The organism is Stenotrophomonas sp. Ps181 (genome assembly GCF_025697425.1).
Lineage (GTDB): Bacteria > Pseudomonadota > Gammaproteobacteria > Xanthomonadales > Xanthomonadaceae > Stenotrophomonas > Stenotrophomonas sepilia.
In genome coordinates, this window is record NZ_JAHWBI010000004.1 from 135,277 (window position 1) to 159,207 (window position 23,931).

Here is a 23,931-nt window from a genome sequence, read left to right on the forward strand (position 1 = left end):
GTGATGAACAGGATTACCCATTACTTCAAGAGCCTGCTGCTGCTCGAACTGCTGGCCGGCCTCTGGCTGACGCTGAAGTACAGCTTCAAGCCGAAGTACACGATGATGTACCCGATGGAGAAGTTCCCGCAGTCGCCGCGCTTCCGTGGCCTGCACGCCCTGCGCCGTTATCCCAACGGCGAAGAGCGCTGCATTGCCTGCAAGCTGTGTGAAGCGGTGTGCCCGGCGCTGGCCATCACCATCGACTCGGCCAAGCGCGAGGACGGCACCCGCCGCACCACCCGCTACGACATCGACCTGTTCAAGTGCATCTTCTGCGGCTTCTGCGAAGAAAGCTGCCCGGTGGACTCGATCGTCGAAACCCACATCCTCGAGTACCACTTCGAGAACCGTGGCGAAAACATCGTTACCAAGCCGCAGCTGCTGGCCCTGGGCGACCGTCTCGAGTCCGAGATCGCCGAGCGTCGTGCCGCCGATGCCGCTTACCGCTGAGGTCGAGAGATGGATTGGGTAAATATCGCTTTCTGGGTGTTCGCCATCGCGGCAACGGTTTCGGCCGGTGCGGTGATCAGCGTGCGCAACCCGGTTCACGCCGTGCTCTGCCTGGTGCTGACCTTCTTCTCCATTGCCTGCGTGTGGCTGCTGGTGGGTGCCGAGTTCCTCGGCGTGGCCCTGGTGCTGGTCTACGTCGGCGCGGTGATGGTGCTGTTCCTGTTCGTGGTGATGATGCTGGACATCGACCCCACCAAGCTGCGTGAGGGCTGGGTGCGCTACCTGCCGGTCGGGCTCATTGTCGCGGTGGCGATGCTGGCGCAGATGCTGATCCTGATCGGTGTCAAGGCACGCTCGGTCACGCCGTTCCCGGCCGACAACGCCGCTGCAGTCGCCGCCGACAGTTCCAACATCACCTGGCTGGCACGCACGCTGTTCACCGAATACCTGCTGCCGTTCGAGTTCGCCGCAGTCATCCTGACCGTGGCCGTGGTTGCCGCCGTCATGCTGACCCTGCGCCGCCGTACCGGCGTCAAGAGCCAGAACCCGGGCGAGCAGACCATGGTCAAGGCCGGCCAGCGCCTGCGCATGGTCAAGATGGGTGCCGAAGCACCGGTCGTGCACAGCAACAGCAAGCCGGCCACCGGCGAGGAGACCCAGCCGTGATTACCCTTGGCCACATCCTTGCGCTTGGCGCGGTGCTGTTCGCCATCAGCCTGGCCGGCATCTTCCTCAACCGGAAGAACGTCATCGTCCTGCTGATGTCGATCGAACTGATGCTGCTGTCGGTGAACATCAACTTCGTCGGCTTCTCGCGCCAGCTGGGCGATCCGTCCGGCCAGCTGTTCGTGTTCTTCATCCTGACCGTCGCCGCCGCGGAAGCCGCCATCGGCCTGGCGATCCTGGTGACCCTGTTCCGTACCCGCCGCACGATCAATGTCGGCGAAGTCGATTCGTTGAAGGGCTGATCCACAGATGGAAATCACTCTCTCCAAGAGTCTGTTGATCGCAGTGGTGCTTGCACCGCTGTTCGGCAGCATCATCGCCGGCCTGTTCGGTCGCCAGGTCAAGCGCTTCGGCGCGCAGACCATCACCATCCTCGGCGTCGCGGTGGCCTGCGGCCTGTCGATGTACACGCTCTACCAGCTGCTGTGGGGCGGCGCGCAGCCGTTCAACCAGAACATCTATACGTTCTTCGAAGTCGGCCAGTACTCGGCCCACGTCGGCTTCATGGTCGACAAGCTGACCGCGATGATGATGGTGGTGGTGACCTTCGTGTCGCTGCTGGTCCACATCTACACGATCGGCTACATGCAGGACGACCCGGGCTACCAGCGGTTCTTCAGCTACATCTCGCTGTTCACCTTCTCGATGCTCACCCTGGTGATGAGCAACAACTTCCTGCAGCTGTTCTTCGGCTGGGAAGCGGTGGGCCTGGTGTCGTACCTGCTGATCGGCTTCTGGTTCAAGCGCCCGACCGCGATCTTCGCCAACATGAAGGCGTTCCTGGTCAACCGCGTCGGTGACTTCGGCTTCCTGCTCGGCATCGCCGGCGTGCTGTGGGTGTTCGGCACCCTGGACTACTCGCAGGTGTTCTCGCAGGCCGGCATGCTGGCCGACCCGCGCGCCCAGCTGCAGATCTGGGACGGCACCATCCTGGGCATGCAGCTGCTGAACGAGCCGGTGATCTGGTCGATCGCCACGGTCATCTGCATCTGCCTGTTCATCGGTGCCATGGGCAAGTCGGCCCAGGTCCCGCTGCACGTGTGGCTGCCCGACTCGATGGAAGGCCCGACCCCGATCTCGGCACTGATCCACGCCGCGACGATGGTGACCGCCGGTATCTTCATGGTCACCCGCATGTCGCCGCTGTTCGAGCTGTCGCAGACCGCGCTGAACTTCGTGCTGTTCATCGGTGCCACCACCGCCTTCTTCACCGGCCTGATCGGCATCGTGCAGAACGACATCAAGCGCGTCGTCGCGTACTCCACGCTGTCGCAGCTGGGCTACATGACGGTTGCACTGGGCGTGTCGGCCTACTCGGCAGCCGTGTTCCACCTGATGACCCACGCCTTCTTCAAGGCGCTGCTGTTCCTGGGTGCCGGCTCGGTCATCATTGCCATGCACCACGAGCAGGACATGCGCAAGATGGGTGGCCTGCGCAAGTACATGCCGATCACCTTCATCACCATGTGGATCGGTACGCTGGCACTGGTGGGTACGCCGTTCTTCTCCGGCTTCTACTCGAAGGACACCATCATCGAGGCCGCCGAGCTGCACGCGCACCTGTCCAACAACTGGGTGGCCACCTACGGCTACTGGGCGGTGCTGGGTGGCGTGATCGTCACCAGCTTCTACAGCTTCCGCCTGCTGTTCCTGACCTTCCATGGCAAGGAGCGTTTCCGCGACGTGCATCATGACGATCATGGTCACGGCCATGACGATCACCACGCCGCCGACGCCCACCACGGCGATGCGCATCACGATGACCACGGCCATGGCCACGGTCCGCATGAGCCGCACGAAACGCCGTGGGTGGTGACCCTGCCGCTGATCCTGCTGGCCATCCCGTCGATCGCCATCGGTTTCTTCAGCATCGGTCCGATGCTGTACGGCACCGACTGGGCCGGCCACCACGCGCACGAAGCCATCAAGGGCCAGGCGCATACGTTCTTCACCGGCGTGGTCGACTTCTACGATCCGGCCAAGAACACCATCGGCTTCCTGGGCGAGGAGTTCCACGGCCCGGTCGCCTTCGCGCTGCACGGCATGATGGCTCCGGCGTTCATGCTGACCGTTGCGGGCTTCCTGCTGGCCGCACTGTTCTACCTGTGGAAGCCGGACCTGTCGGGCAAGGCCCGCAAGACCTTCGCTCCGCTGGTGTCGGTGCTGGAAAACAAGTACGGCTTCGACAAGCTGTGGATCGATGGCTTTGCCGGTGGCAGCGTCAAGCTGGGCAAGGTCTCGCGCTGGATCGACAGCAACATCGTCGACGGCGTGGTCAATCTCTCGGCACGTGTTGTGGACGTCGCAGCCGGCGTGCTGCGTCGTACCCAATCCGGTTTCCTCTATCACTACGCCTTCGCGATGATCATCGGCCTGATTGCCCTGCTGGGCGTGCTGATGCATTACCTGCGTTGATGACCTGTACGGAATAAGAAGACGTGTCGAACTGGCCTCTACTCAGTGTCCTCATCTGGCTGCCGATCATCGGTGGCGCCCTGATCCTTGCGATCCGTGATGCGCAGACCGCCCGCTGGGCGTCGCTGGGCGTAGCGGTGCTGACGTTCGTGGCGAGCCTCTCGCTGCTGAGCGGCTACAACGCGGGCATCGACGGTCTGCAGTTCGTCGAGACCCATGCCTGGATCCCGGCGTACAAGATCGGCTACAACCTGGGCGTGGACGGCATTGCCGTGGCGCTGATCCTGCTGACCACCCTGGTCAGCGTGCTCGCCCTGATCGGCGCCTGGAGCGCCATCGACAAGCGCGTGAACCAGTACGTGGCAGCCTTCCTGATCCTGGAAGGCGTCACGGTCGGTATCTTCGCGGCGACGGATGCGATGCTGTTCTACGTGTTCTTCGAAGCGATGCTGATCCCGATGTTCCTGATCATCGGTGTCTGGGGCGGCCCGCGCCGCATCTACGCTGCGCTGAAGTTCTTCCTGTACACCTTCCTCGGCTCGGTGCTGATGCTGGTGGCACTGATCTACCTGTACATGAAGGGCGGCAGCTTCCAGCTGGCCGACCTGTACGCGCTGCCGCTGTCGGCCAAGGAACAGACCTGGATCTTCTTCGCGTTCCTGATCGCCTTCGCGGTCAAGGTGCCGATGTTCCCGGTCCATACCTGGCTGCCCGACGCCCACGTGGAAGCGCCGACCGCCGGTTCGGTGATCCTGGCCGCCATCGCCCTGAAGATCGGTGGCTATGGCTTCCTGCGCTTCAACCTGCCGATCGTCCCGGACGCGTCGCAGGAATGGGCCTGGCTGGTGATCGCGCTGTCGTTGATCGCAGTGATCTACGTCGGCCTGGTCGCCCTGGTGCAGGACGACATGAAGAAGCTGATCGCCTATTCGTCGATCGCGCACATGGGCTTCGTCACCCTGGGCACCTTCATCGCCCTGTGGCTGGTGCGTGAAGCCGGCAACGCCGACGCCGCCCGCCTGGGCCTGCAGGGCGCCATGGTGCAGATGATCTCGCACGGCTTCGTGTCCGGCGCGATGTTCTCCTGCGTCGGCGTGCTGTACGACCGCATGCACAGCCGCCGCATCGCCGATTACGGCGGCGTGGTCAACGTGATGCCGTGGTTCGCCACTTTCGCCATGCTGTTCTTCATGGCCAACGCGGGCCTGCCGGGTACCAGCGGTTTCGTCGGCGAGTTCATGGTCATCCTGTCGGCCTTCCAGCGTAATCCGTGGATCGCGCTGGGCGCGGCCACCACCCTGATCATCGGCGCCGCCTACACCCTGTGGCTGTACAAGCGCATCTTCTTCGGTGAAGTGGCCAACAGCCATGTTGCCGAACTGAAGGACATCAACGGCCGCGAATGGCTGGTGCTGGGCGTGTTCGCCATCGGCGTGCTGGCCCTGGGCATCTATCCCAAGCCGCTGACCGACCTGATGGAGCCCTCGATCGCGAAGCTGGCGATGCAGATCGCATCCAGCAAGCTGCTGTAATTCCAGGATTTGATGATGACCACCTCGCCGCTGCTGCCATTGACCGCCGCTGACCTGCCACCGCTCGCTCCCGAGCTGGTGCTGATCGGCAGCGCCTTCGCCCTGATGATCCTCGACCTGTTCGTCAGCAACCGGAATAAGATCGTCACCCACCTGTTCTCGCTCGCTGCGCTGGCCGTGGTGCTGTTCATGCTGGCCACCGGCGTGGGCGGGCAGGGCGAGGTCTTCCATGGCATGTTCGTGCGCGATACCGCTGCGGACGTGATGAAGACCGGGATCGTGCTGCTCAGCGGCCTGACCCTGGTCTATGGCTGGCGTTACCTGCGTGACCGCAACCTGTTCCAGGGCGAGATCCCGGTGCTGATCCTGTTCGGCACCGCCGGCATGATGATCCTGGTGTCGGCCGGCAGCCTGCTGATGGTCTACCTGGGCCTGGAACTGCTGGCGCTGTGCTCCTACGCCCTGGTCGCCAGCAACCGCGAAAACGGCCTGGCCTCGGAAGCGGCGATGAAGTACATCGTGCTCGGCTCGCTGGCCTCTGGCCTGCTGCTGTACGGCATGTCGCTGATCTACGGCGCTACCGGCAGCCTGCACCTGGACGTCATCCGTGACGCCATCCCGCACTCGGAAGAGCGCGTGCTGCTGATCACCGGTGCGGTATTCATGATCGCCGGCGTCGCCTTCAAGCTGGGTGCCGCACCGTTCCACATGTGGCTGCCGGACGTGTACCAGGGTGCCCCGGCACCGATCGCACTGTTCATCAGCTCGGCGCCGAAGCTGGCCGCCTTCGGCATGGCCTACCGCCTGCTGGAAATGGGCGTGGGTCCGCTGTCGACCGAACTGCAGCTGCTGATCGCCGGCCTGGCCGCAGTCTCGCTGGTCATCGGCAACCTGATGGCCATCGCGCAGAGCAATCTCAAGCGCATGCTGGCGTTCTCCACCGTCTCGCACATCGGCTTCCTGCTGATGGGCATCGCCGGTGGTGGCGCGCAGGGCTATGCCGCTGCGCTGTTCTACGCACTGGCCTACGCCATCATGTCGACCGCCGCCTTCGGCGCGATCATCGCGCTGTCGCGTGCCGGCTTTGAAGCCGAGAACATCGAGGACTTCAAGGGCCTCAATGCCCGCAACCCGTGGATGGCCGGCCTGGTGCTGTGCATCATGGCGTCGCTGGCCGGCATCCCGCCGTTCCTGGGCTTCTGGACCAAGCTGGCGGTGCTGGGCGCGGCCGTCAACGGCGGCCTGCTGTGGCTGGCCATCCTGGGCGTGCTGTGCGCCGTGGTCGGCTGCTTCTACTACCTGCGCGTCATCAAGGTCATGTACTTCGATGAGCCGGTGGGCGAGGCCATGCCGCGCAACAACGACCGCGTGCTGGGTGTGGTGCTGGGCGTCAATGCCCTGGCGCTGCTGGCCCTGGGCCTGGCCTGGAACCCGATCATGGTCTGGTGCCAGCAGGCATTTGCGCATCTTGCATAAAAGTTGACACAAAGCTGCGCGATTCGTGTAATATGCGCAGCCTGAGTTGTCACTGCAGCGGTTCAGCCAGAACATCGTTGCGGTAGCCCTCCTCGAAAGAGCAGGGCAGCAGTTCAAACACTTCCGGTGCGGGGTGGAGCAGTCTGGCAGCTCGTCGGGCTCATAACCCGAAGGTCGCAGGTTCAAATCCTGCCCCCGCTACCAACGTCCGATCGGCGCCAACCGGTTTGATGAATGAGGGAAGGCTTGCAGTTTTTGGAGCCATCGCTCATAATTCCGCTTCTGATGCGGGGTGGAGCAGTCTGGCAGCTCGTCGGGCTCATAACCCGAAGGTCGCAGGTTCAAATCCTGCCCCCGCTACCAAGTAAGGAGATCGCCTTCGAAGTCCTGCTTCGAGGGCGTTTTTCTTTGGGCGGGTTCCGTTTTTGTAGAGTCGAGCCGTGCTCGACTGCCGGTATGGAAAAGGGATCTGAGCCCTGGCCCCGCACCTTGCACCAGCGCGGTGCAGCCGCTATCATCAGCGGCCTAGCAGTACCCCTGAAGGCGGCCTCCCAGCGGGAGTCCGGACCCGGAAGGAGGGCCGCAACCGGCAGGCAATGCAGGTTGCAACCGGAATCCAGTCACCGGAGTCTTTCCGGAAAAGGGGCCCAACGGGCCCTTTGTCGTTTCCGGGGCGTCATGTTTCCACGCCGGCCAAGGCCGGCACCCAACCATAGAGATCAAGGCAGGCTGTGAGCGACAAGGCAACCGACATCGCGAATCTGCTCGCCCCGACCGTTGTGTCGCTGGGCCTGGAGCTGCTGGGCGTTGAGTATCTGCCGGCCCCCGGCGGTGCGACCCTGCGCCTTTACATCGACGTGCCGCTGGCTGAACAGCCCGAGCGCATCATCAATGTCGACGACTGCGAGCGGGTCAGCCGCGAAGTCTCGGCGCAGCTGGACGTCGAAGACCCGATCAGCGGCAATTACACGCTGGAAGTGTCCTCGCCGGGCGTGGACCGCCCGCTGTTCAACCTGGAGCAGTTCGGCCGCCACCAGGGTGAATCGGCCAAGGTCACGCTGAAGCTGCCGCAGGACAACCGTCGTCGCCTGCAGGGCCGCATCGAAGCGATCGACGAGGCCGCGGGCACCGTCACCTTCATCGTCGACAAGGCTGAAGTGGTCGTGTCGGCCGACAACATCGACAAGGCACGGATCATGCCCGACTGGGTGGCGCTGGGGCTGGCCCCGAGCAAGCCGACCGGTCCGGCGCCGAAGCGTCCGAAGCCGAACACGAATTCTTCTTCCAACGAGCCGGCGGCAAAGAAGCCGCGCGCGGAGTGAGCCAATGAGCAAGGAACTGTTGCTGGTAGTCGACGCAGTCGCCAACGAGAAGGGCGTGCCGCGTGAAGTGATCTTCGATGCCATCGAGGCCGCCCTGGCCTCGGCAGCGAAGAAGCGCTATCCCGAGGAGGAAGTGCTGACCCGCGTGGTCATCGACCACAAGGATGGCAGCTACGAAACCTTCCGCCGCTGGGAAGTGGTGGCCGATGACGTGGTCATGGAATCGCCGGATCGCCAGATCCGCCTGATGGACGCCGTCGACGAGGCCGAAGGCGTCGAGGTCGGCGACTACATCGAAGAGCAGATCGAGAACCCGGACTTCGGCCGCATCGCTGCCCAAGCCGCCAAGCAGGTCATCGTCCAGCGCGTGCGCGAAGCCGAGCGCCAGCAGGTCGTGGATGCATGGAAGGATCGCGTGGGTGAGCTGATCACCGGTGTGGTCAAGCGCGCCGAGCGCGGCAACATCTACGTCGACCTCGGTGGCAATGCCGAAGGCTTCATTCCGAAGGACAAGGGCATTCCGCGCGACGTGCTGCGCGCTGGCGACCGCGTGCGCGGCTACCTGGCCGAAGTGCGCTCGGAGCCGCGTGGCCCGCAGCTGTTCATCAGCCGTGCCGCCCCGGAATTCATGATCGAGCTGTTCAAGCTGGAAGTGCCGGAAGTCGGCCAGGGCCTGGTGGAAATCAAGGCCTGCGCCCGCGATCCGGGCGACCGCGCCAAGATCGCCGTGCTGGCCCACGACCAGCGCACCGATCCGATCGGTGCCTGCATCGGCATGCGCGGTTCGCGCGTCCAGGCCGTGTCCAACGAGCTCAATGGCGAGCGCGTCGACATCGTGCTGTGGAACGACAACCCGGCCAACTTCGTCATCAACGCGATGGCGCCGGCCGAAGTGCAGTCGATCATCGTCGATGAGGACAAGCACTCGATGGACCTGGCCGTTGCCGAAGACCGCCTGGCCCAGGCGATCGGCAAGGGCGGCCAGAACGTGCGCCTGGCCAGCCGCCTGACCGGCTGGCAGCTCAACGTGATGACCCAGGACCAGGTCACCGCCAAGTCGGAGGCCGAGCAGGCTGCCGCCCGCCAGCTGTTCATGGACAAGCTGGAAGTGGACGAGGAAATCGCCGGCATCCTGGTCAGCGAAGGCTTCGGCACCGTCGAGGAAATCGCATATGTCCCGGTCGGCGAACTGCTGGCCGTGGAAGGTTTCGACGAGGACATCGTCGAAGAGCTGCGCGCTCGTGCCCGCGATGCGCTGCTCAATGAGGCCCTGGCAGTCGAAGAAGGCCTTGAAGACGGCCAGCCGGCGCAGGACCTGCTGTCCCTGAAGGGCATGGACGAAGCCACCGCATACGCGCTGGCCGGCCACGGCGTGCGTACCAGCGAGGATCTGTCCGACCTGGCCGCCGACGAGGTCATGGACTTCGGCATCGAAGGACTGGATCAGGCGCGCGCCGCTGCGCTGATCCTGGCCGCCCGTGCCGAGGAGATCGCCCGACTGGAACGCGGCGAATGAGCCGGCAATGAACAGGGCCCTGAGCCGCTCAGGGCGTAGAATCCGCGCCACCTCCAGATGCGGGGGGGCGCCCACAAGATCATAGGATCCGAATGTCGCAGCAAACCACCATCCGCAAGCTTGCCGAACTGGTCAACACGCCGGTCGAAAAACTGCTGGAACAGCTGGCCGGTGCCGGCATGAAGTTCAGCGGTCCCGACCAGGTCGTGACCAGCTCCGAGAAGGTAAAGCTCCTGGGCTTCCTTCGTCGTTCGCACGGCAAGCCCGAGCAGGCCCCGGAAGAGTCCGATCAGTCTGCGAAGAAGATCACGCTCAACCGCCGGAAGCAGCAGGAAGTGACGGTCAATTCCGGTCGCAGCAAGACGACCGTGAATGTCGAGGTGCGCCAGAAGCGTACCTACGTCAAGGATGGTGCTCGCGCCATGACGCCGGACGAAGAGCGCGCCGACATCCTGCGCAAGCTGGAAGAGTCGCGTGCGCGCAACCTCGCCGAACAGCAGGCCCTGGCCGAGAAGGATCGTCTGCGCGACGAGGCCATCGTCCGTGCCCGTGAGGAAGAGGCCGCCGCCAAGGAACGCGCCGAGGCCGAGAAGAAGGCCGCCGAGGAAGCTGCGGCTGCGGCCAAGGCGGCCGAGGCACTGGCCGCCAGCAAGCCCAAGCGTGCTCCGATCGACGAAACCGCGCCGCGCCCGCCGCGCGCCCCGGCCGCCGCCCCGGCTGCGCCGCGTGGTGCTCCGCCGCCGCCGCCGCGCAACGACGACCGCAACAACCGCAGCGCGCCGCGCAACGAGCGTGGCCCGGGCGACCGCTTCGCCGGCCAGATGCACCTGTCGGCCGCCGACCGTGCGCGTCGTGGCAACAGCAACAACAGCAATTCGCGTGGACGTCCGGGTGGCCGCAACCAGTCCGGTGGCCGTCGCGACATGTCGCGTGGTGGCAACAATGCCGGTCCGCACGCGTTCGAGCGCCCGACCGCCCCGGTCGTGCGTGAAGTCGCGATCGGCGAGACCATCACCGTGGCCGACCTGGCGCAGAAGCTCGCGCTGAAGGGCGGCGAGGTGGTGAAGGCGCTGTTCAAGATGGGCGTGATGGCGACCATCACCCAGTCCATCGACCACGACACCGCTGCGCTGGTGACCGAAGAACTCGGCCACAAGGCGATCCGTGCCAACGACAATGATGCCGAAGACGCGCTGCTGGCTTCGACCGGTGAAAACCAGGGCGAAGCCGTGCAGCGCCCGCCGGTGGTCACCATCATGGGTCACGTCGACCACGGCAAGACCTCGCTGCTGGACTACATCCGCCGCACCAAGGTTGCCCACGGCGAAGCCGGCGGCATCACCCAGCATATCGGTGCCTATCACGTCGAGACGCCCAAGGGCGTCATCAGCTTCCTGGATACCCCGGGCCACGCCGCGTTCACCTCGATGCGTGCCCGCGGTGCCAAGCTGACCGACATCGTGGTGCTGGTGGTTGCTGCCGACGACGGCGTCATGCCGCAGACCAAGGAAGCGATCCAGCACGCCCGTTCGGCGGGTGTGCCGCTGATCGTGGCGATCAACAAGATCGACAAGTCCGGTGCCGACCCGATGCGGGTCAAGAACGAGCTGCTCTCCGAGCAGGTCGTGGCCGAAGAGTTCGGTGGTGACATCCAGATGGTGGAGATCTCGGCCAAGACCGGCCTGGGCATCGACGACCTGCTGGACGCGGTGTCGGTGCAGGCCGAACTGCTGGAACTGAAGGCCGTCGACGAAGGCCGCGCCTCGGGCGTGGTGATCGAATCGTCGCTGGACAAGGGCCGCGGCCCGGTCGCTACGGTGCTGGTGCAGCAGGGCCGCCTGAAGAAGGGCGACTACCTGGTGTGCGGTATCCAGTACGGCCGCGTGCGTGCGCTGTTCGACGAAACCGGCAAGCAGCCGGAGTTCGCCGGCCCGTCGATCCCGGTGCAGGTCCTGGGCCTGTCCGGTGTGCCGGAAGCCGGAGACGACTTCGTGGTGGTCGAGGACGAGCGCCTGGCCAAGGATGTTGCCCAGCAGCGTGAGACCAAGCGCCGTGAGTCGCGCCTGGTCGCCACCGCTGGCAGCCGCATGGAAGACATCATGGCGACCCTGGGCAAGGGCGAGGGCCAGCAGGTCCTCAACCTGGTCATCAAGGCCGACGTGCAGGGTTCGGTGCAGGCCCTGAGCCAGGCACTGGTCGCGCTGTCCAACGAGGACATCCGCATCAACGTGATCCACTCCGGCGTGGGCGGCATCACCGAATCGGACGCCAACTCGGCGGCTGCTTCGAAGGCCACCGTCATCGGCTTCAACGTGCGTGCGGATGCTTCGGCCCGTCGCATCATCGAATCCAACGGCGTCGACCTGCGTTACTTCTCGATCATCTATGACGTGATCGATCAGGTGAAGCAGGTGGCATCCGGTCTGCTGGGCGTGGAGATCCGCGAAGAGATCATCGGTATCGCCGAGGTCCGCGACGTCTTCCGCAGCTCCAAGCTGGGCGCCGTTGCCGGCTCGATGGTCATCGAGGGCGTGGTCAAGCGCAACAAGCCGATCCGCGTGCTGCGCGACAGCGTGGTGATCTTCGAGGGCGAGCTGGAATCGCTGCGTCGCTTCAAGGAGAACGTCGAGGAAGTCCGCAACGGTACCGAATGCGGTATCGCGGTGAAGGCCTACAACGACGTCAAGCCGGGCGACCAGATCGAGTGCTTCGAGCGTATCGAAGTGCCGCGCACCCTGTAATGCTGCAAGGTGGCCCGACCAACGGTCGGGCCCTACCATGTACCTGTAGCGCCCGACCGTTGGTCGGGCGACAACTGAACCAAGAGCTCCTCGTGCCCAAGACTTTCCATCGAACCGACCGTGTCTCCGCCCAGCTGCGCCGTGAACTCGGCACCCTGGTGCACAACGCCGTGCGCGAGCACGGGTTGCCCTCGGTGAGCGTGTCCGACGTGGAAATCACCCGCGACATGGCCCATGCCAAGGTGTTCGTCACCGCGCTGATGCCGGAACGCTCGGCTGAAGCCGTGGCCGGCCTGAAGGAGCTGGGCTACCGCCTGCGCATGGATCTGGCCCGCGCGATGAAGCTGCGCCACGTGCCGGAGCTGCATTTCCACTACGACGACTCGGTCGACCGTGGTGAGCACATCGACAACATCCTGCGCGACCTGCCCGATACGCTGGCCGCGGAGAAGCGTCGCGGGAGCGACGAAGAATAACCGCGCGACGCCGGGCATGCCCGGCGTCGTTGCATTCCGGCTGTGCGACGTCTGACGCAGACCGCGCTGCGGCAGCCGAGCATGGCTCGGCCCTACACATTCCTGCCATGACCCGAATTCAGTTCCGCCGCCTGGATGGCATCCTGCTGCTCGACAAGTCGACCGGCATGAGCTCCAACGCCGCCCTGCAGGTGGCGCGCCGCCTGTTCCGTGCCGAGAAGGGCGGCCACACCGGCAGCCTCGACCCGTTGGCCACCGGCCTGCTGCCGCTATGCTTCGGCGAGGCAACCAAGATCGCCGGCCTGCTGCTGGGTTCGGCCAAGGCCTACGATGCCGAGATCGTCCTCGGCCAGACCACGGACACCGATGATGCCGAGGGCCAGGTACTGCTGCAGCGCCCGGTGCCGGCGATCAGCGCCGAGGCCCTGCAGGCTGCGCTGGCGCCACTGACGGGGAACATCCGCCAGCGGGCTCCGATCTATTCGGCGCTGAAGCAGGGCGGTGAACCGTTGTATGTGAAGGCCCGCCGCGGCGAGGCCATCGAGGCCCCGGAGCGCGAGGTCCAGGTGCACGCCATCGAGGTGCTCGAGCAGCAGCCGGAACGGCTGCGGCTGCGCGTGACCTGTGGCTCCGGCACCTACATCCGCAGCCTGGCACGCGACCTCGGCGAACGCCTGGGCTGTGGCGCCCATATCAGTGCGCTGCGCCGGCTGTGGGTCGAGCCGTTCCGCGCGCCGGCCATGGTCACCCTGGACCAGTTGCGGGCGATGGTCGAGGCCGGCGACGAGGCGGGCATGGACGCGCTGCTGCTGCCGCTGGCAGCCGGCCTGGCTGAATACCCGCGGGTCGACCTCGATGCTGAGCAGACCCACCGCTTCTGCGTCGGCCAGCGCCAGCGCGACGCGTCCTGGCCGCATGGCCTGGTGGCCGTGTTCGGTCCGGACGATGCTGTCCAGGGTCTGGGCCAGGTCGACGACAGTGGCCTGCTGGCCCCGCAGCGCCGTTTCAACCTCTGACCGGGGCAGGGTGGTTCAGCCCCGGTCCTTGTCCCGGAAGCCCCTGGCCGTTACAATTTCGCGGCCGTTTTCCGGCAACCTGCCTCGCGCAGGTTTCATCCTCGTAGTCCACGGCGAGCCTGGCGGTGCGCGAAGCGCGTTCCTGCCGGCCACGCATCACAGAGAAAAAAGAAATGTCGATCGACACCCAGAAGGTCATTGAAGACAACAAGCGCAGCGCCGCTGACACCGGCTCCCCGGAAGTCCAGGTTGCCCTGCTGACCGCCCGCATCGAACTGCTGACCGGCCACTTCAAGACCCACAAGAAGGATCACCACAGCCGCCGCGGCCTGCTGCAGATGGTCAACCGCCGTCGCAGCCTGCTCGACTACCTGAAGAAGAAGGACGTCGAGCGTTACAAGGCCCTGATCGAAAAGCTTGGCCTGCGTCGCTAAGCAACGAATCCCCCGCGGCGCAGCGATGCGCCGCGGTTTTGTTTTGTAGCACCGCAATCCCCGATTCAGGCCGGAACGATCCGGCCACCCGCTGGCGGCAAGGGTCGCCGACGGTCCAATTCGCAGACAGCATCCCCAAGGACACCCTCCGTGGCAAAAATCACCAAAACCTTCCAGTACGGCAAGCACACCGTCACGCTTGAGACCGGCGAAGTCGCCCGCCAGGCCAGCGGTGCGGTCATCGTCAAGATGGACGACACCGTACTGCTGGTCACCGCCGTCGCCGCCAAGAGCGCGCGCGAAGGCCAGGACTTCTTCCCGCTGACCGTCGATTATCAGGAAAAGTTCTACGCCGGCGGCCGCATCCCGGGTGGTTTCTTCAAGCGTGAAGGCCGTGCGACCGAGAAGGAAACGCTGATCTCGCGTCTGATCGACCGTCCGATCCGTCCGCTGTTCCCGGAAGACTACAAGAACGAAGTGCAGATCATCGCCACGGTCATGTCGCTGAACCCGGACGTGGACGGCGACATCCCGGCCCTGATCGGCGCCTCGGCTGCCCTGGCCCTGGCCGGCACCCCGTTCATGGGCCCGATCGGCGCTGCCAAGGTCGGCTACAAGAACGGCGAGTACATCCTGAACCCGACCGTCAGCGAACTGGCTGACTCGCAGCTGGAACTGGTCGTTGCCGGTACCTCCAACGCCGTGCTGATGGTCGAATCCGAAGCCGCGCTGCTGTCCGAAGAAGTGATGCTGGGCGCCGTGACCTTCGGTCACCGCGAAATGCAGAAGGTCATCAACGCGATCAACGAGCTGACCGTCGAAGCCGGCACCAAGCCGTCGACCTGGGAAGCCCCGGCCAAGAACGACGCGCTGATCTCCGCGCTGAAGGAAGCCATCGGCCCGCGCCTGGGCGAAGCCTTCCAGGTGCGCGACAAGCTGCAGCGCCGTGACGCCATCTCGGCGATCAAGAAGGACGTGTTCGAAGCCCTGGCGGGCCGCGTGGCCGCCGAAGGCTGGAACCCGGCCGAGCTGTCGAAGGAATTCGGCGAGCTGGAATACCGCACCATGCGTGACTCGGTGCTGGACACCAAGGTCCGCATCGACGGCCGTGCGCTGGACACCGTCCGCCCGATCGCCGTGAAGACCGGCGTGCTGCCGCGTACCCATGGTTCCTCGCTGTTCACCCGCGGCGAAACCCAGGCCATCGTGACCATCACCCTGGGCACCGCCCGTGATGGCCAGGTCATCGATGCCGTTGCCGGTGAGTACAAGGAAAACTTCCTGTTCCACTACAACTTCCCTCCGTTCTCGGTGGGCGAGTGCGGCCGCATGATGGGCCCGAAGCGCCGCGAAATCGGCCACGGTCGTCTGGCCAAGCGCGGCGTGCTGGCTGTCATGCCGTCGCTGGAAGCCTTCCCGTACACCATCCGCGTCGTTTCGGAAATCACCGAGTCGAACGGTTCCTCGTCGATGGCCTCGGTCTGCGGCTCGTCGCTGGCGCTGATGGACGCCGGCGTGCCGGTGAAGGCCCCGGTGGCCGGTATCGCCATGGGCCTGGTCAAGGAAGGCGACCGTTTCGTGGTCCTGTCCGACATCCTGGGTGATGAAGATCACCTGGGCGACATGGACTTCAAGGTGGCCGGTACCGCTGAGGGCATTTCCGCCCTGCAGATGGACATCAAGATCGAAGGCATCACCGAAGAGATCATGAAGCAGGCCCTGCAGCAGGCCAAGGCTGGCCGTCTGCACATCCTGGGTGAAATGGCCCACGGCCTGACCGCTCCGCGTGAGGAGCTGTCGGACTACGCGCCGCGCCTGCTGACCATCAAGATCCACCCGGACAAGATCCGCGAAGTGATCGGCAAGGGTGGCTCGACCATCCAGGCCATCACCAAGGAAACCGGCACCCAGATCGACATCCAGGACGACGGCACCATCGTCATCGCGTCGGTCAACGCCATTGCTGCCCAGGCTGCCAAGGCCCGCATCGAGCAGATCACCTCGGACGTCGAGCCGGGCCGCATCTACGAAGGCAAGGTCGCCAAGATCATGGACTTCGGTGCGTTCGTCACCATCCTGCCGGGCAAGGACGGCCTGGTCCACGTGTCGCAGATCTCCAGCGAGCGCGTCGAGAAGGTCGGCGACAAGCTGAAGGAAGGCGATGTGGTCAAGGTCAAGGTGCTGGAAGTCGACAAGCAGGGCCGTATCCGCCTGTCGATGAAGGCCGTCGAAGAAGGCGAAGGCGCCAGCGCCGAATAATCGGTACTGCTGATCGTGCGGTGGGTGAGGACCGTTGGTCCTCACGCTTTCGCAAATGAAAAAGCGGGCTTCGGCCCGCTTTTTCTTTGCCTCGATGTTGTGGAGAGACGCACATCCAGGTCGCTGCATGTCCTGCCGCAGTGCATGAGGCCCGCCACGCGGCCATCGTTCTGTCACGATTGCACGGATCGCGCCTGTCCATGGGACGACATGCCGCGACATCCGTACCGCAGCCCCATCGGTTTGCTAACGTGGCGGCGCCTTTGAACCGGGAGATCCCATGTTCCGCCAGACCGTGGCCGTCCTTGCCGTGCTGATTGCCGGTGCCGTGCCCGTTGCCGCGCACGCAGCGCCCGCGCAGCCGCCGATCTTCGGCGCCTATTACCCGGGTGGATCGGCCGAGCGCTATCCGGTGTCGAGCATTCCGGCCGAGCGCCTGACCCACCTGTTCTACGCGTTCTCCACCATCGAGGACGGGCGCTGCACGATCGGTGCGGAAGCGCCGAAGAATTTCGCCGCACTGGCCGAACTCAAGAAGGCGCACCCGCACCTGCGCACGCTGATCTCGATCGGTGGCTGGGGCGCAGGCGGCTTCTCCGATGCAGCGCTGACCGAGGCCAGCCGCAAGCGCCTGGTCGACTCTTGCATGGCGCTGTTCTTCGAACGCCACGCCGGCAGCTTCGATGGCGTGGACATCGACTGGGAGTTCCCGGTCAGTGGCGGACCGAAGGAGCTGGCGCATCGCCCGCAGGATCGCGCCAACCTGACCCGGCTTGCGCAGGCCTTCCGCGCAGCACTGGATGCGCGGGGGCGCAAGGCGGGGCAGCCGATGCTGCTGACCGCCGCGCTGGCCGCCGGTCGCCTGCAGACCAATGGCCCCTATGATCCGGTGGCGAGCTACGACCTGCCGGCGCTGGCGAAGGTGTTCGATTTCATCAACCTGATGAGCTACGACATGGGCACCGGCTTCTCGTCGGTGTCGACCTTCAATGCGCCGTTGCATGAAGTGCCGGCCGATCCGCTGGCGCCGGAGCTGCGCCGCTGGAACAACGTGGCCGGGGCGGTGCAGTACTACCGTGAACATGGCGTGCCGGCCGACAAACTGGTGCTGGGCGTGCCGTTCTACGGGCGCGGCTTCAAGGTCACTGGCGATGCGCCGGATGGCCTGTATCAGCCTTACAGCGCACCGGCCGACGCCGGCGACTGGCGGGTGATCAAGGCGCGCTATCTCGACCAGCCGGGTTGGACCAGGCACTGGCAACCGCAGGCGCAGAGCCCGTGGCTGTACAACGCCGGGCAGAAGATCTTCATCAGCTATGAAGACCCGCGCTCGATCGGCCTGCGTGCCCGGTTCGCCCGCGAGCAGGGCCTGGCCGGGGTGTTCATGTGGGAGCTGACCGGTGACGACGAGCAGGCCAGCCTGCTCAACGCCATGCTCGCCCCGTGGCAGAAGGCGCGCATCGGTGATTGAGTCGCCTGCTGGCGCCGGGCCATGCCCGGCGACGCTTCAGTTCGCCCAGACGCTGTTGGGATCGCCGTTGCGGGCGCGGCGCTGGCTGGCGACGGCCAGGCGGGCGAAGCCGAAGGCCATGGCCAGCGCGATGGCATCGACCCAGAACAGCGGCCACTGGCCACGCCCGGCGGCGCGCCACAGCCAGTCACCATTGAGTGCACCGTGCAGGACCGGCACCAGTGCAGTGCTGATCGCTGCGGCCCACAGCAGTTCGCGCGCGGCCTGCGCGGGGCGGCGCAGTGCAGCCCACAGCGCACAGGCTGCCCAGCTGCCGAAGCAGGCCCAGCGGATGCCGTGGTCGACCGCCGACGGTGCCAGCCGCTCCAGCACCAGTGCGGTGACGAACGCGACCGAGATCGCCACGCACAGGCCGATGCACACGCCGACCGTGGCCCGCGCCATGTTCACACCGGCACGCGGCTGTTGCGGCTGGCGACGCTTGCGCCGCGACTCGATCCACAGCAGGTTGCCGGAGTAGAACAGGAACGCACCGCCGAGGCCGAGCAGGAAGTACAGCCAGACCACCACGCCGTTGCCGAACTCACCGAAGTGCAGCGCGTAGGCGGCGCTGAGCGTGGCGTGGTTGGCGTCGCGCTGCCCCGGCAGCTGGGAGGCCAGCAGGTCGCCGCTGGCCACGTCCAATGCCACGGCACCAAGCGGACCGAGGGTGCCACTGGCCTCGCCGGTGATCTCGATCGTGGCGTTGGCATCGCTGCCATTGGTCAGCTTCAGGTACGCCGGCTCGAAGTTGGCCACGCCTTGCGCGCGGGCCACTTCAAGTGCGCGCGCATGCAGCACGCGCAGGCTGCCCGGTGGCGCCGGAATCCCGCTGGCCTCGCGCACCGGCGCAGTGTCCATCGCCGTCGGTACCGCCTGCAGCACCTTGCCGTCGTAGATCAGTGGGTTGAGCAGGGCCATCTGCACGAACACCAGGCACAGCAGGGCGCCCGTGACCGCGAACATCAGGTGGAAGGGCAGGCTGAGCACGCCGATCACGTTGTGCGCGTCCTGCCACAACTGCTTCAGGTTGCGGCCCGGGCGCAGCGCGAACAGGTCGCCGAACAGCTTCGGCAGATGGATCACCAGCCCGCTCAGCAGCGCCATGCCATACAGCAGGCTGACGATGCCCATCACGTAGACGCCGGCCGCCGGCAGGCCGAGGCTGTAGTGCAGTTCGTTGACCAGTTCGGCCAGTCCGGTCTGCGGCGGCGCGGGGCTGCCGGCGATCTGGCCCGGCCAGGCGTAGCGCCAGCTGCCGTCATCGGCCTGCCAGTACGCCAGGGGCTGCGGGTGTTCGGTACCGGGGAAGGTCATGCCCACGTGGCGGCGCGCTTCCGGGTGTGTCGCCAGCACGTCTTCCAGCAGGTACTGCGCATCGTCCAGGCCCGCCGGCAAGGCGGTGGCGGCGCCCGGGGTCTGCCACAGCGGCAGGTCATGATGGAACAGGGTCAGCGCACCCGCATAGAAGGCCACGAAAAGGCCGAAGCCGGCGACCAGGCCGACCCAGGTGTGCAGGGTGGTGAACGTGCGCAGCGTCTGCGAACTGAACTTCATGGCGGGGATCTCATTGCACCGCGCCGGTCAGGCGCAGCAGCCCGAGCACGGCGAAGCCGGCCGCGGCGCTGCCACCCAGAACCAGCCAGGCGCGCAGTGCGCTGCGGAAGCTGAACGCCCACAGGGCGGCCAGCATCCATAACGGGATGAAGGCGATCAGGGTCGGCACCAGCGCACGCTGCCACGGGCCGGGCGGCAGCCAGGCCAGCAGGCCGGTAGCGGCGGCCGCAAGCAGGAAGCCAGCGATGATGCCGGCGAAGGCGCGCGGCCACATCAGGGCGACTCCGTGCCCGGGCGATGCCAGGCGGCCAGCGCCGGCAGCAGCATCGCAGCGAGCATCCAGGTGCACAGCATCGCCACCAGACCGGCAGCGAAGCCGAGTTCGGCCATCCACAGCCACAATGCGGCAGCTGCGGCGACCAGGCCGATCTGGCGGCCGAGACGACCGGCACGGCGCAGGCGGGGCCAACGGCAGTGCGGCGAGGCGGCATAGAAGGCCAGTGCCGAAAACATCGCTGCCAGCATGCCCAGGCTGCAGAAGCCCAGGGTGGAAAGGCCGACGGTGATCATTGTGGGCGGGCGCCGCGGCAGTGGGCCGGCGAACGCGGGGCACGGGCGGGGCCGGCGGGAGCCGGTCGGAGCGGGTGGCGCATCACGAGGTCCTGGGGGAAGCGGGCAGGCTGGCACGGGGCGGGCTGCGCGGACATGGTAATCATTGCGTTTTCACGCCGCCAGCGCAGGCCATTCAGCGGACCGTACGGCAGCCCTTGGGCTTTCCGGTGCGCTGGTTTAAGATCGTCGCAGACTCCTGACTGGAACAAGGTGGCCCGCGCCCGGCGCCGGCCGAGCGTGCGACATGAGCACTACCACCGCCCACTGTTGACCTGCCCCCGAAGGCCCTGTGTTCCAGGCGCCCTCGCGGCGCTTTTTTATTGCCCGGGCCGCGGCCCGGGAACGCTTTCCAGCCCGCCCCGCGGGCCCCGCACGAAGCCAATGCGATGATCAACATTACCCTTCCCGACGGCAGCCGCCGCGAGTTCGAAAATCCCGTCAGCGTCATGGACGTCGCCCAGTCGATTGGTGCCGGCCTGGCCAAGGCCACCATCGCCGGTTCGGTCGATGGCGTGCTGGTCGATGCCAGTGACGTCATCGACCACGATGCCAGCCTGCGCATCATCACCGCCAAGGACGAGGAGGGCGTGGAGATCATCCGCCACTCCTGCGCCCACCTGGTCGGCCACGCCGTCAAGCAGCTGTACCCGGACGTGAAGATGGTGATCGGCCCGGTGATCGCCGAGGGCTTCTACTACGACATCTATTCCGAGCGCCCGTTCACGCCGGACGACATGGCCGCAATCGAGAAGCGCATGGGTGAACTGATCGCCCAGGACTACGACGTCATCAAGAAGATGACGCCGCGCGCCGAGGTGATCGAGATCTTCAAGGCCCGTGGCGAGGACTACAAGCTGCGCCTGATCGAAGACATGTCCGACGACATCCAGGCGATGGGCATGTACTACCACCAGGAATACGTGGACATGTGCCGCGGCCCGCACGTGCCCAACACGCGCTTCCTGAAGGCCTTCAAGCTGACCCGCATCTCCGGCGCCTACTGGCGCGGCGATGCGCAGAACGAACAGCTGCAGCGCATCTACGGCACCGCCTGGGCCGACAAGAAGCAGCTCGAGGCGTACATCAAGCGCATCGAGGAAGCCGAGATGCGCGACCACCGCCGCATCGGCAAGCAGCAGGACCTGTTCCACCTGCAGGAAGAAGCCCCGGGCCTGGTGTTCTGGCATCCGAAGGGCTGGGCACTGTGGCAGGTGGTCGAGCAGTACATGCGCAAGGTCTACCGCAACAGCGGCTACGGCGAAGTGCGCTGCCCGCAGATCCTGGACGTGAGCCTGTGGAAGAAGTCCGGCCACTGGGACAACTACCAGGACAACATGTTCTTCACCGAATCGGAGAAGCGCACGTACGCGGTCAAGCCGATGAACTGCCCGGGCCACATCCAGGTGTTCAACCAGGGCCTGCACAGCTACCGCGACCTGCCGATCCGCTACGGTGAGTTCGGTTCCTGCCACCGCAACGAGCCGTCCGGCGCGCTGCACGGCATCCTGCGCGTGCGTGGTTTCACCCAGGACGACGGCCACGTGTTCTGCACGGAAAACCAGATCGAGTCGGAAGTGACGGCCTTCCACCAGCAGGCGCTGGCGGTTTACCGGCACTTCGGCTTCGACGAGATCCAGATCAAGATCGCGCTGCGTCCGGAATCGCGCCTGGGTGACGACGCCACCTGGGACAAGGCCGAAGGCGCGCTGCGCTCGGCACTGACCGCCTGTGGCGTGGAATGGCAGGAGCTGCCGGGCGAGGGGGCCTTCTACGGCCCGAAGATCGAGTACCACCTGAAGGACGCGATCGGCCGTACCTGGCAGCTGGGCACCATGCAGGTCGACTTCATGATGCCCGGCCGCCTGGGCGCCGAGTACGTGGACGAGAACAGCCAGAAGAAGCACCCGGTCATGCTGCACCGGGCCATCGTCGGCTCGATGGAGCGCTTCCTGGGCATCCTGATCGAGCACCATGCCGGCCAGTTCCCGGCCTGGCTGGCGCCGACCCAGGTGGTGGTGGCCAACATCACCGACGCCCAGGCCGACTATGTCGCGGGCGTGACCAAAACCCTTGCGGAGCAAGGCTTCCGCGTCAGCTCGGATTTGCGTAACGAGAAGATCGGCTATAAAATCCGCGAGCATACGTTGCAGCGCGTGCCCTACCTGCTGGTCATCGGTGACCGCGAGAAGGAAAATGGGGCTGTGGCGGTGCGTACGCGTTCTGGCGAAGACCTGGGCAGCATGAGCCTGCAGGCCTTCATCGAGCGGCTCCACGCCGAGGGCGCGTAAGCAAAGGTCCGGTCCGGGGGCACAGGCACCCGGGCCGGTTCGATACCCTTGGGAGAACGTAATATCAGCACCCCTGACAACAAACAGAACCGCAAGAATCAGGAAATCCGTGTGCCGCGCGTCCGCGTGATCGGCAGTGACGGAGAAATGATCGGCGTGTTGTCGCGCGACGAAGCGCTGTCCATGGCCGAAGATGAAGGCCTGGATCTGGTCGAGATCCAGCCGCAGGCCGATCCGCCGGTCTGCAAGATCATGGACTTCGGCAAGTTCAAGTTCGAAGCGCAGAAGAAGGCCAGCGAGGCCAAGAAGAAGACCAAGCAGGTCGAGATCAAGGAAGTGAAGTTCCGTCCGGTCACGGACGAGGGCGACTACCAGATCAAGCTGCGCAAGATGCGCGGGTTCCTTGAAGAGGGCGACAAGATCAAGGTCAACATCCGCTTCCGTGGCCGTGAAATGAGCCACCAGGAACTGGGTCGTGAAATGGCCAACCGGATCGAGGCCGATCTGGGCGAGGACATCGTCATTGAATCCCGTCCGCGCCTGGAAGGGCGTCAGATGGTCATGATGATCGCGCCGAAGAAGAAGACCTGAGGCCTGACGGGCCGCCTTCCGGGGCGCCTGGCTGAATGGTTCAGGGTAAGGGGACGCCGCTGGCGTCCCTTTGCTTTTGCAGGATGCCGGTGAAGTGCCGGCGAAAGGGTTGTAGGGGCTGGTGGCAGGGCGGTTTTGCCTGTATCATGCCCGGCTCGACCCACCCAGGACGGGTCGTACGCCGATCATGGCAGGACGGAAAGAGCGGCCCAGGCCGCCGCCAGATCAGTCAGAAACCAGGGTCACCCCCATCAAGGACATTGCAATGCCCAAGATCAAGACCAACCGGGCAGCGGCCAAGCGTTTCCGCAAGACCGCCTCGGGCAAGTACAAGTGCGGCCACGCCAACCGTAGCCACATCCTCACGAAGAAAGCGACCAAGCGTAAGCGTAATCTGCGTCAGACGGGCCATGTCCGTGCAGAAGACGCAGGCCGTCTGGACCGCATGCTCCCTTACCTCTGAGGAACTGAAAAATGGCACGAGTTAAGCGTGGCGTACAGGCGCGTCGCCGCCACAAGAAGATTCTGGATCTCGCCAAGGGCTATTACAACGCCCGTCGCAAGGTCTTCCGCGTTGCCAAGCAGGCAGTCATCAAGGCACAGCAGTACGCCTACATCGGCCGTAAGCAGAAGAAGCGCAACTTCCGTTCGCTGTGGATCACCCGTATCAATGCGGCTGCCCGCATCAACGGCCTGAGCTACAGCCGCTTCATGAACGGCCTGCTGAAGGCTGGCATCACCCTGGATCGCAAGGTCCTGGCTGACATCGCCGTGCACGACGCAGCCGGTTTTGCTGCGCTGGCCGAAAAGGCCAAGGGCGCGCTGGCGGCATAAGTCCTTCCCGATGCCGTAACCGTTCACTCGGAACGGTGTCAGGTCAAGGCAATGCATGGGGAAGGGCGCAAGTCCTTCCCCATTCTTTTTTGGGTTCCGGCGAGGCCATGGCGGCAGCGCGGGGACGGCGGTGG

General features: G+C 65.3%; 21 protein-coding genes and 2 tRNA genes. 20 read left to right on the plus strand and 3 right to left on the minus strand.

The window, feature by feature from the left end; genetic code table 11:
• Nucleotides 1–3: 3 nt before the first annotated feature.
• The 16 genes from nuoI (at nucleotide 4) to KXV01_RS10660 (ending at nucleotide 17,876) form a co-directional block, all read left to right on the plus strand.
• Nucleotides 4–492: an NADH-quinone oxidoreductase subunit NuoI gene (gene nuoI, locus KXV01_RS10585; RefSeq protein ID WP_005417924.1), complete on the plus strand. Its 489-nt coding sequence runs from the start codon at nucleotides 4–6 to the stop codon at nucleotides 490–492.
• A gap of 9 nt (nucleotides 493–501) precedes the next feature.
• Nucleotides 502–1,158 carry an NADH-quinone oxidoreductase subunit J gene (locus tag KXV01_RS10590; protein ID WP_005417923.1) on the plus strand — a complete coding sequence of 219 codons (657 nt, stop codon included), beginning with the start codon at nucleotides 502–504 and terminating at the stop codon, nucleotides 1,156–1,158.
• Nucleotides 1,155–1,460 carry an NADH-quinone oxidoreductase subunit NuoK gene (gene nuoK, locus KXV01_RS10595; RefSeq protein ID WP_005417921.1) on the plus strand — a complete coding sequence of 102 codons (306 nt, stop codon included), beginning with the start codon at nucleotides 1,155–1,157 and terminating at the stop codon, nucleotides 1,458–1,460. Before KXV01_RS10590 ends, nuoK begins: the two co-directional genes overlap by 4 nt.
• A gap of 7 nt (nucleotides 1,461–1,467) precedes the next feature.
• Nucleotides 1,468–3,633 carry an NADH-quinone oxidoreductase subunit L gene (gene nuoL, locus KXV01_RS10600; RefSeq protein ID WP_049415240.1) on the plus strand — a complete coding sequence of 722 codons (2,166 nt, stop codon included), beginning with the start codon at nucleotides 1,468–1,470 and terminating at the stop codon, nucleotides 3,631–3,633.
• 23 nt (nucleotides 3,634–3,656) lie between these two features.
• Complete coding sequence (locus tag KXV01_RS10605) at nucleotides 3,657–5,165, plus strand: NADH-quinone oxidoreductase subunit M (RefSeq protein ID WP_005410452.1); 1,509 nt, start codon at nucleotides 3,657–3,659, stop codon at nucleotides 5,163–5,165.
• A gap of 15 nt (nucleotides 5,166–5,180) precedes the next feature.
• Nucleotides 5,181–6,641 (plus strand): NADH-quinone oxidoreductase subunit NuoN, encoded by a 1,461-nt coding sequence (gene nuoN, locus KXV01_RS10610; RefSeq protein ID WP_049415243.1) that lies wholly within the window; start codon nucleotides 5,181–5,183, stop codon nucleotides 6,639–6,641.
• Nucleotides 6,642–6,768: 127 nt separating this feature from the next.
• A tRNA-Met gene (locus KXV01_RS10615) sits at nucleotides 6,769–6,845 on the plus strand.
• Between the two features lie 82 nt (nucleotides 6,846–6,927).
• Nucleotides 6,928–7,004: transfer RNA gene (locus KXV01_RS10620), tRNA-Met, on the plus strand.
• A 368-nt stretch (nucleotides 7,005–7,372) separates the two neighbouring features.
• A complete protein-coding gene (gene rimP, locus KXV01_RS10625) occupies nucleotides 7,373–7,963 on the plus strand; it encodes a ribosome maturation factor RimP (protein WP_049413675.1) in 591 nt (196 codons plus the stop codon).
• Nucleotides 7,964–7,967: 4 nt separating this feature from the next.
• Nucleotides 7,968–9,479 (plus strand): transcription termination factor NusA, encoded by a 1,512-nt coding sequence (gene nusA / locus KXV01_RS10630; RefSeq protein ID WP_005417911.1) that lies wholly within the window; start codon nucleotides 7,968–7,970, stop codon nucleotides 9,477–9,479.
• Between the two features lie 92 nt (nucleotides 9,480–9,571).
• Nucleotides 9,572–12,220, plus strand: coding sequence for a translation initiation factor IF-2 (gene infB, locus KXV01_RS10635; RefSeq protein WP_099596726.1), 2,649 nt, complete (start codon nucleotides 9,572–9,574; stop codon nucleotides 12,218–12,220).
• Between the two features lie 92 nt (nucleotides 12,221–12,312).
• Complete coding sequence (gene rbfA, locus KXV01_RS10640; RefSeq protein ID WP_005417890.1) at nucleotides 12,313–12,696, plus strand: 30S ribosome-binding factor RbfA; 384 nt, start codon at nucleotides 12,313–12,315, stop codon at nucleotides 12,694–12,696.
• A 107-nt stretch (nucleotides 12,697–12,803) separates the two neighbouring features.
• Nucleotides 12,804–13,712, plus strand: a complete 909-nt coding sequence (gene truB, locus KXV01_RS10645; protein WP_100478512.1) for a tRNA pseudouridine(55) synthase TruB — start codon at nucleotides 12,804–12,806, stop codon at nucleotides 13,710–13,712.
• Nucleotides 13,713–13,885: 173 nt separating this feature from the next.
• Nucleotides 13,886–14,146: a 30S ribosomal protein S15 gene (gene rpsO, locus KXV01_RS10650; RefSeq protein WP_005417886.1), complete on the plus strand. Its 261-nt coding sequence runs from the start codon at nucleotides 13,886–13,888 to the stop codon at nucleotides 14,144–14,146.
• A gap of 150 nt (nucleotides 14,147–14,296) precedes the next feature.
• The gene (pnp, locus tag KXV01_RS10655; RefSeq protein ID WP_049413671.1) at nucleotides 14,297–16,405 is read left to right on the plus strand and encodes a polyribonucleotide nucleotidyltransferase; all 2,109 of its coding nucleotides are present in this window, start codon (nucleotides 14,297–14,299) and stop codon (nucleotides 16,403–16,405) included.
• Nucleotides 16,406–16,685: 280 nt separating this feature from the next.
• Nucleotides 16,686–17,876 carry a glycoside hydrolase family 18 protein gene (locus KXV01_RS10660; RefSeq protein ID WP_111096536.1) on the plus strand — a complete coding sequence of 397 codons (1,191 nt, stop codon included), beginning with the start codon at nucleotides 16,686–16,688 and terminating at the stop codon, nucleotides 17,874–17,876.
• Between the two features lie 36 nt (nucleotides 17,877–17,912).
• Here the strand turns inward: KXV01_RS10660 and KXV01_RS10665 are convergent, their stop codons facing one another.
• Genes KXV01_RS10665 through KXV01_RS10675 form a run of 3 tightly spaced genes read right to left on the minus strand, consistent with a single transcriptional unit; the run spans nucleotide 17,913 to nucleotide 20,042 of the window.
• A complete protein-coding gene (locus tag KXV01_RS10665) occupies nucleotides 17,913–19,472 on the minus strand; it encodes a PepSY-associated TM helix domain-containing protein (protein ID WP_111096535.1) in 1,560 nt (519 codons plus the stop codon).
• A gap of 10 nt (nucleotides 19,473–19,482) precedes the next feature.
• Nucleotides 19,483–19,746, minus strand: a complete 264-nt coding sequence (locus tag KXV01_RS10670) for a hypothetical protein (RefSeq protein WP_049413666.1) — start codon at nucleotides 19,744–19,746, stop codon at nucleotides 19,483–19,485.
• Nucleotides 19,746–20,042 carry a hypothetical protein gene (locus KXV01_RS10675; RefSeq protein ID WP_005410439.1) on the minus strand — a complete coding sequence of 99 codons (297 nt, stop codon included), beginning with the start codon at nucleotides 20,040–20,042 and terminating at the stop codon, nucleotides 19,746–19,748. The genes KXV01_RS10670 and KXV01_RS10675 overlap by 1 nt, the downstream gene beginning before the upstream one ends.
• Nucleotides 20,043–20,470: 428 nt before the next feature.
• Between KXV01_RS10675 and thrS the strand changes: the two genes are divergently transcribed.
• The 4 genes from thrS to rplT all read left to right on the plus strand — a co-directional run bounded on the left by thrS (nucleotide 20,471) and on the right by rplT (nucleotide 23,797).
• Complete coding sequence (gene thrS, locus KXV01_RS10680; RefSeq protein WP_049413664.1) at nucleotides 20,471–22,372, plus strand: threonine--tRNA ligase; 1,902 nt, start codon at nucleotides 20,471–20,473, stop codon at nucleotides 22,370–22,372.
• Nucleotides 22,373–22,435: 63 nt separating this feature from the next.
• Nucleotides 22,436–22,963: a translation initiation factor IF-3 gene (gene infC / locus KXV01_RS10685; RefSeq protein WP_072169143.1), complete on the plus strand. Its 528-nt coding sequence runs from the start codon at nucleotides 22,436–22,438 to the stop codon at nucleotides 22,961–22,963.
• Nucleotides 22,964–23,228: 265 nt separating this feature from the next.
• Nucleotides 23,229–23,426, plus strand: a complete 198-nt coding sequence (gene rpmI, locus KXV01_RS10690; protein WP_005410436.1) for a 50S ribosomal protein L35 — start codon at nucleotides 23,229–23,231, stop codon at nucleotides 23,424–23,426.
• Nucleotides 23,427–23,437: 11 nt separating this feature from the next.
• Nucleotides 23,438–23,797 (plus strand): 50S ribosomal protein L20, encoded by a 360-nt coding sequence (gene rplT, locus KXV01_RS10695; RefSeq protein ID WP_005410435.1) that lies wholly within the window; start codon nucleotides 23,438–23,440, stop codon nucleotides 23,795–23,797.
• The last annotated feature ends 134 nt before the right edge of the window (nucleotides 23,798–23,931 follow it).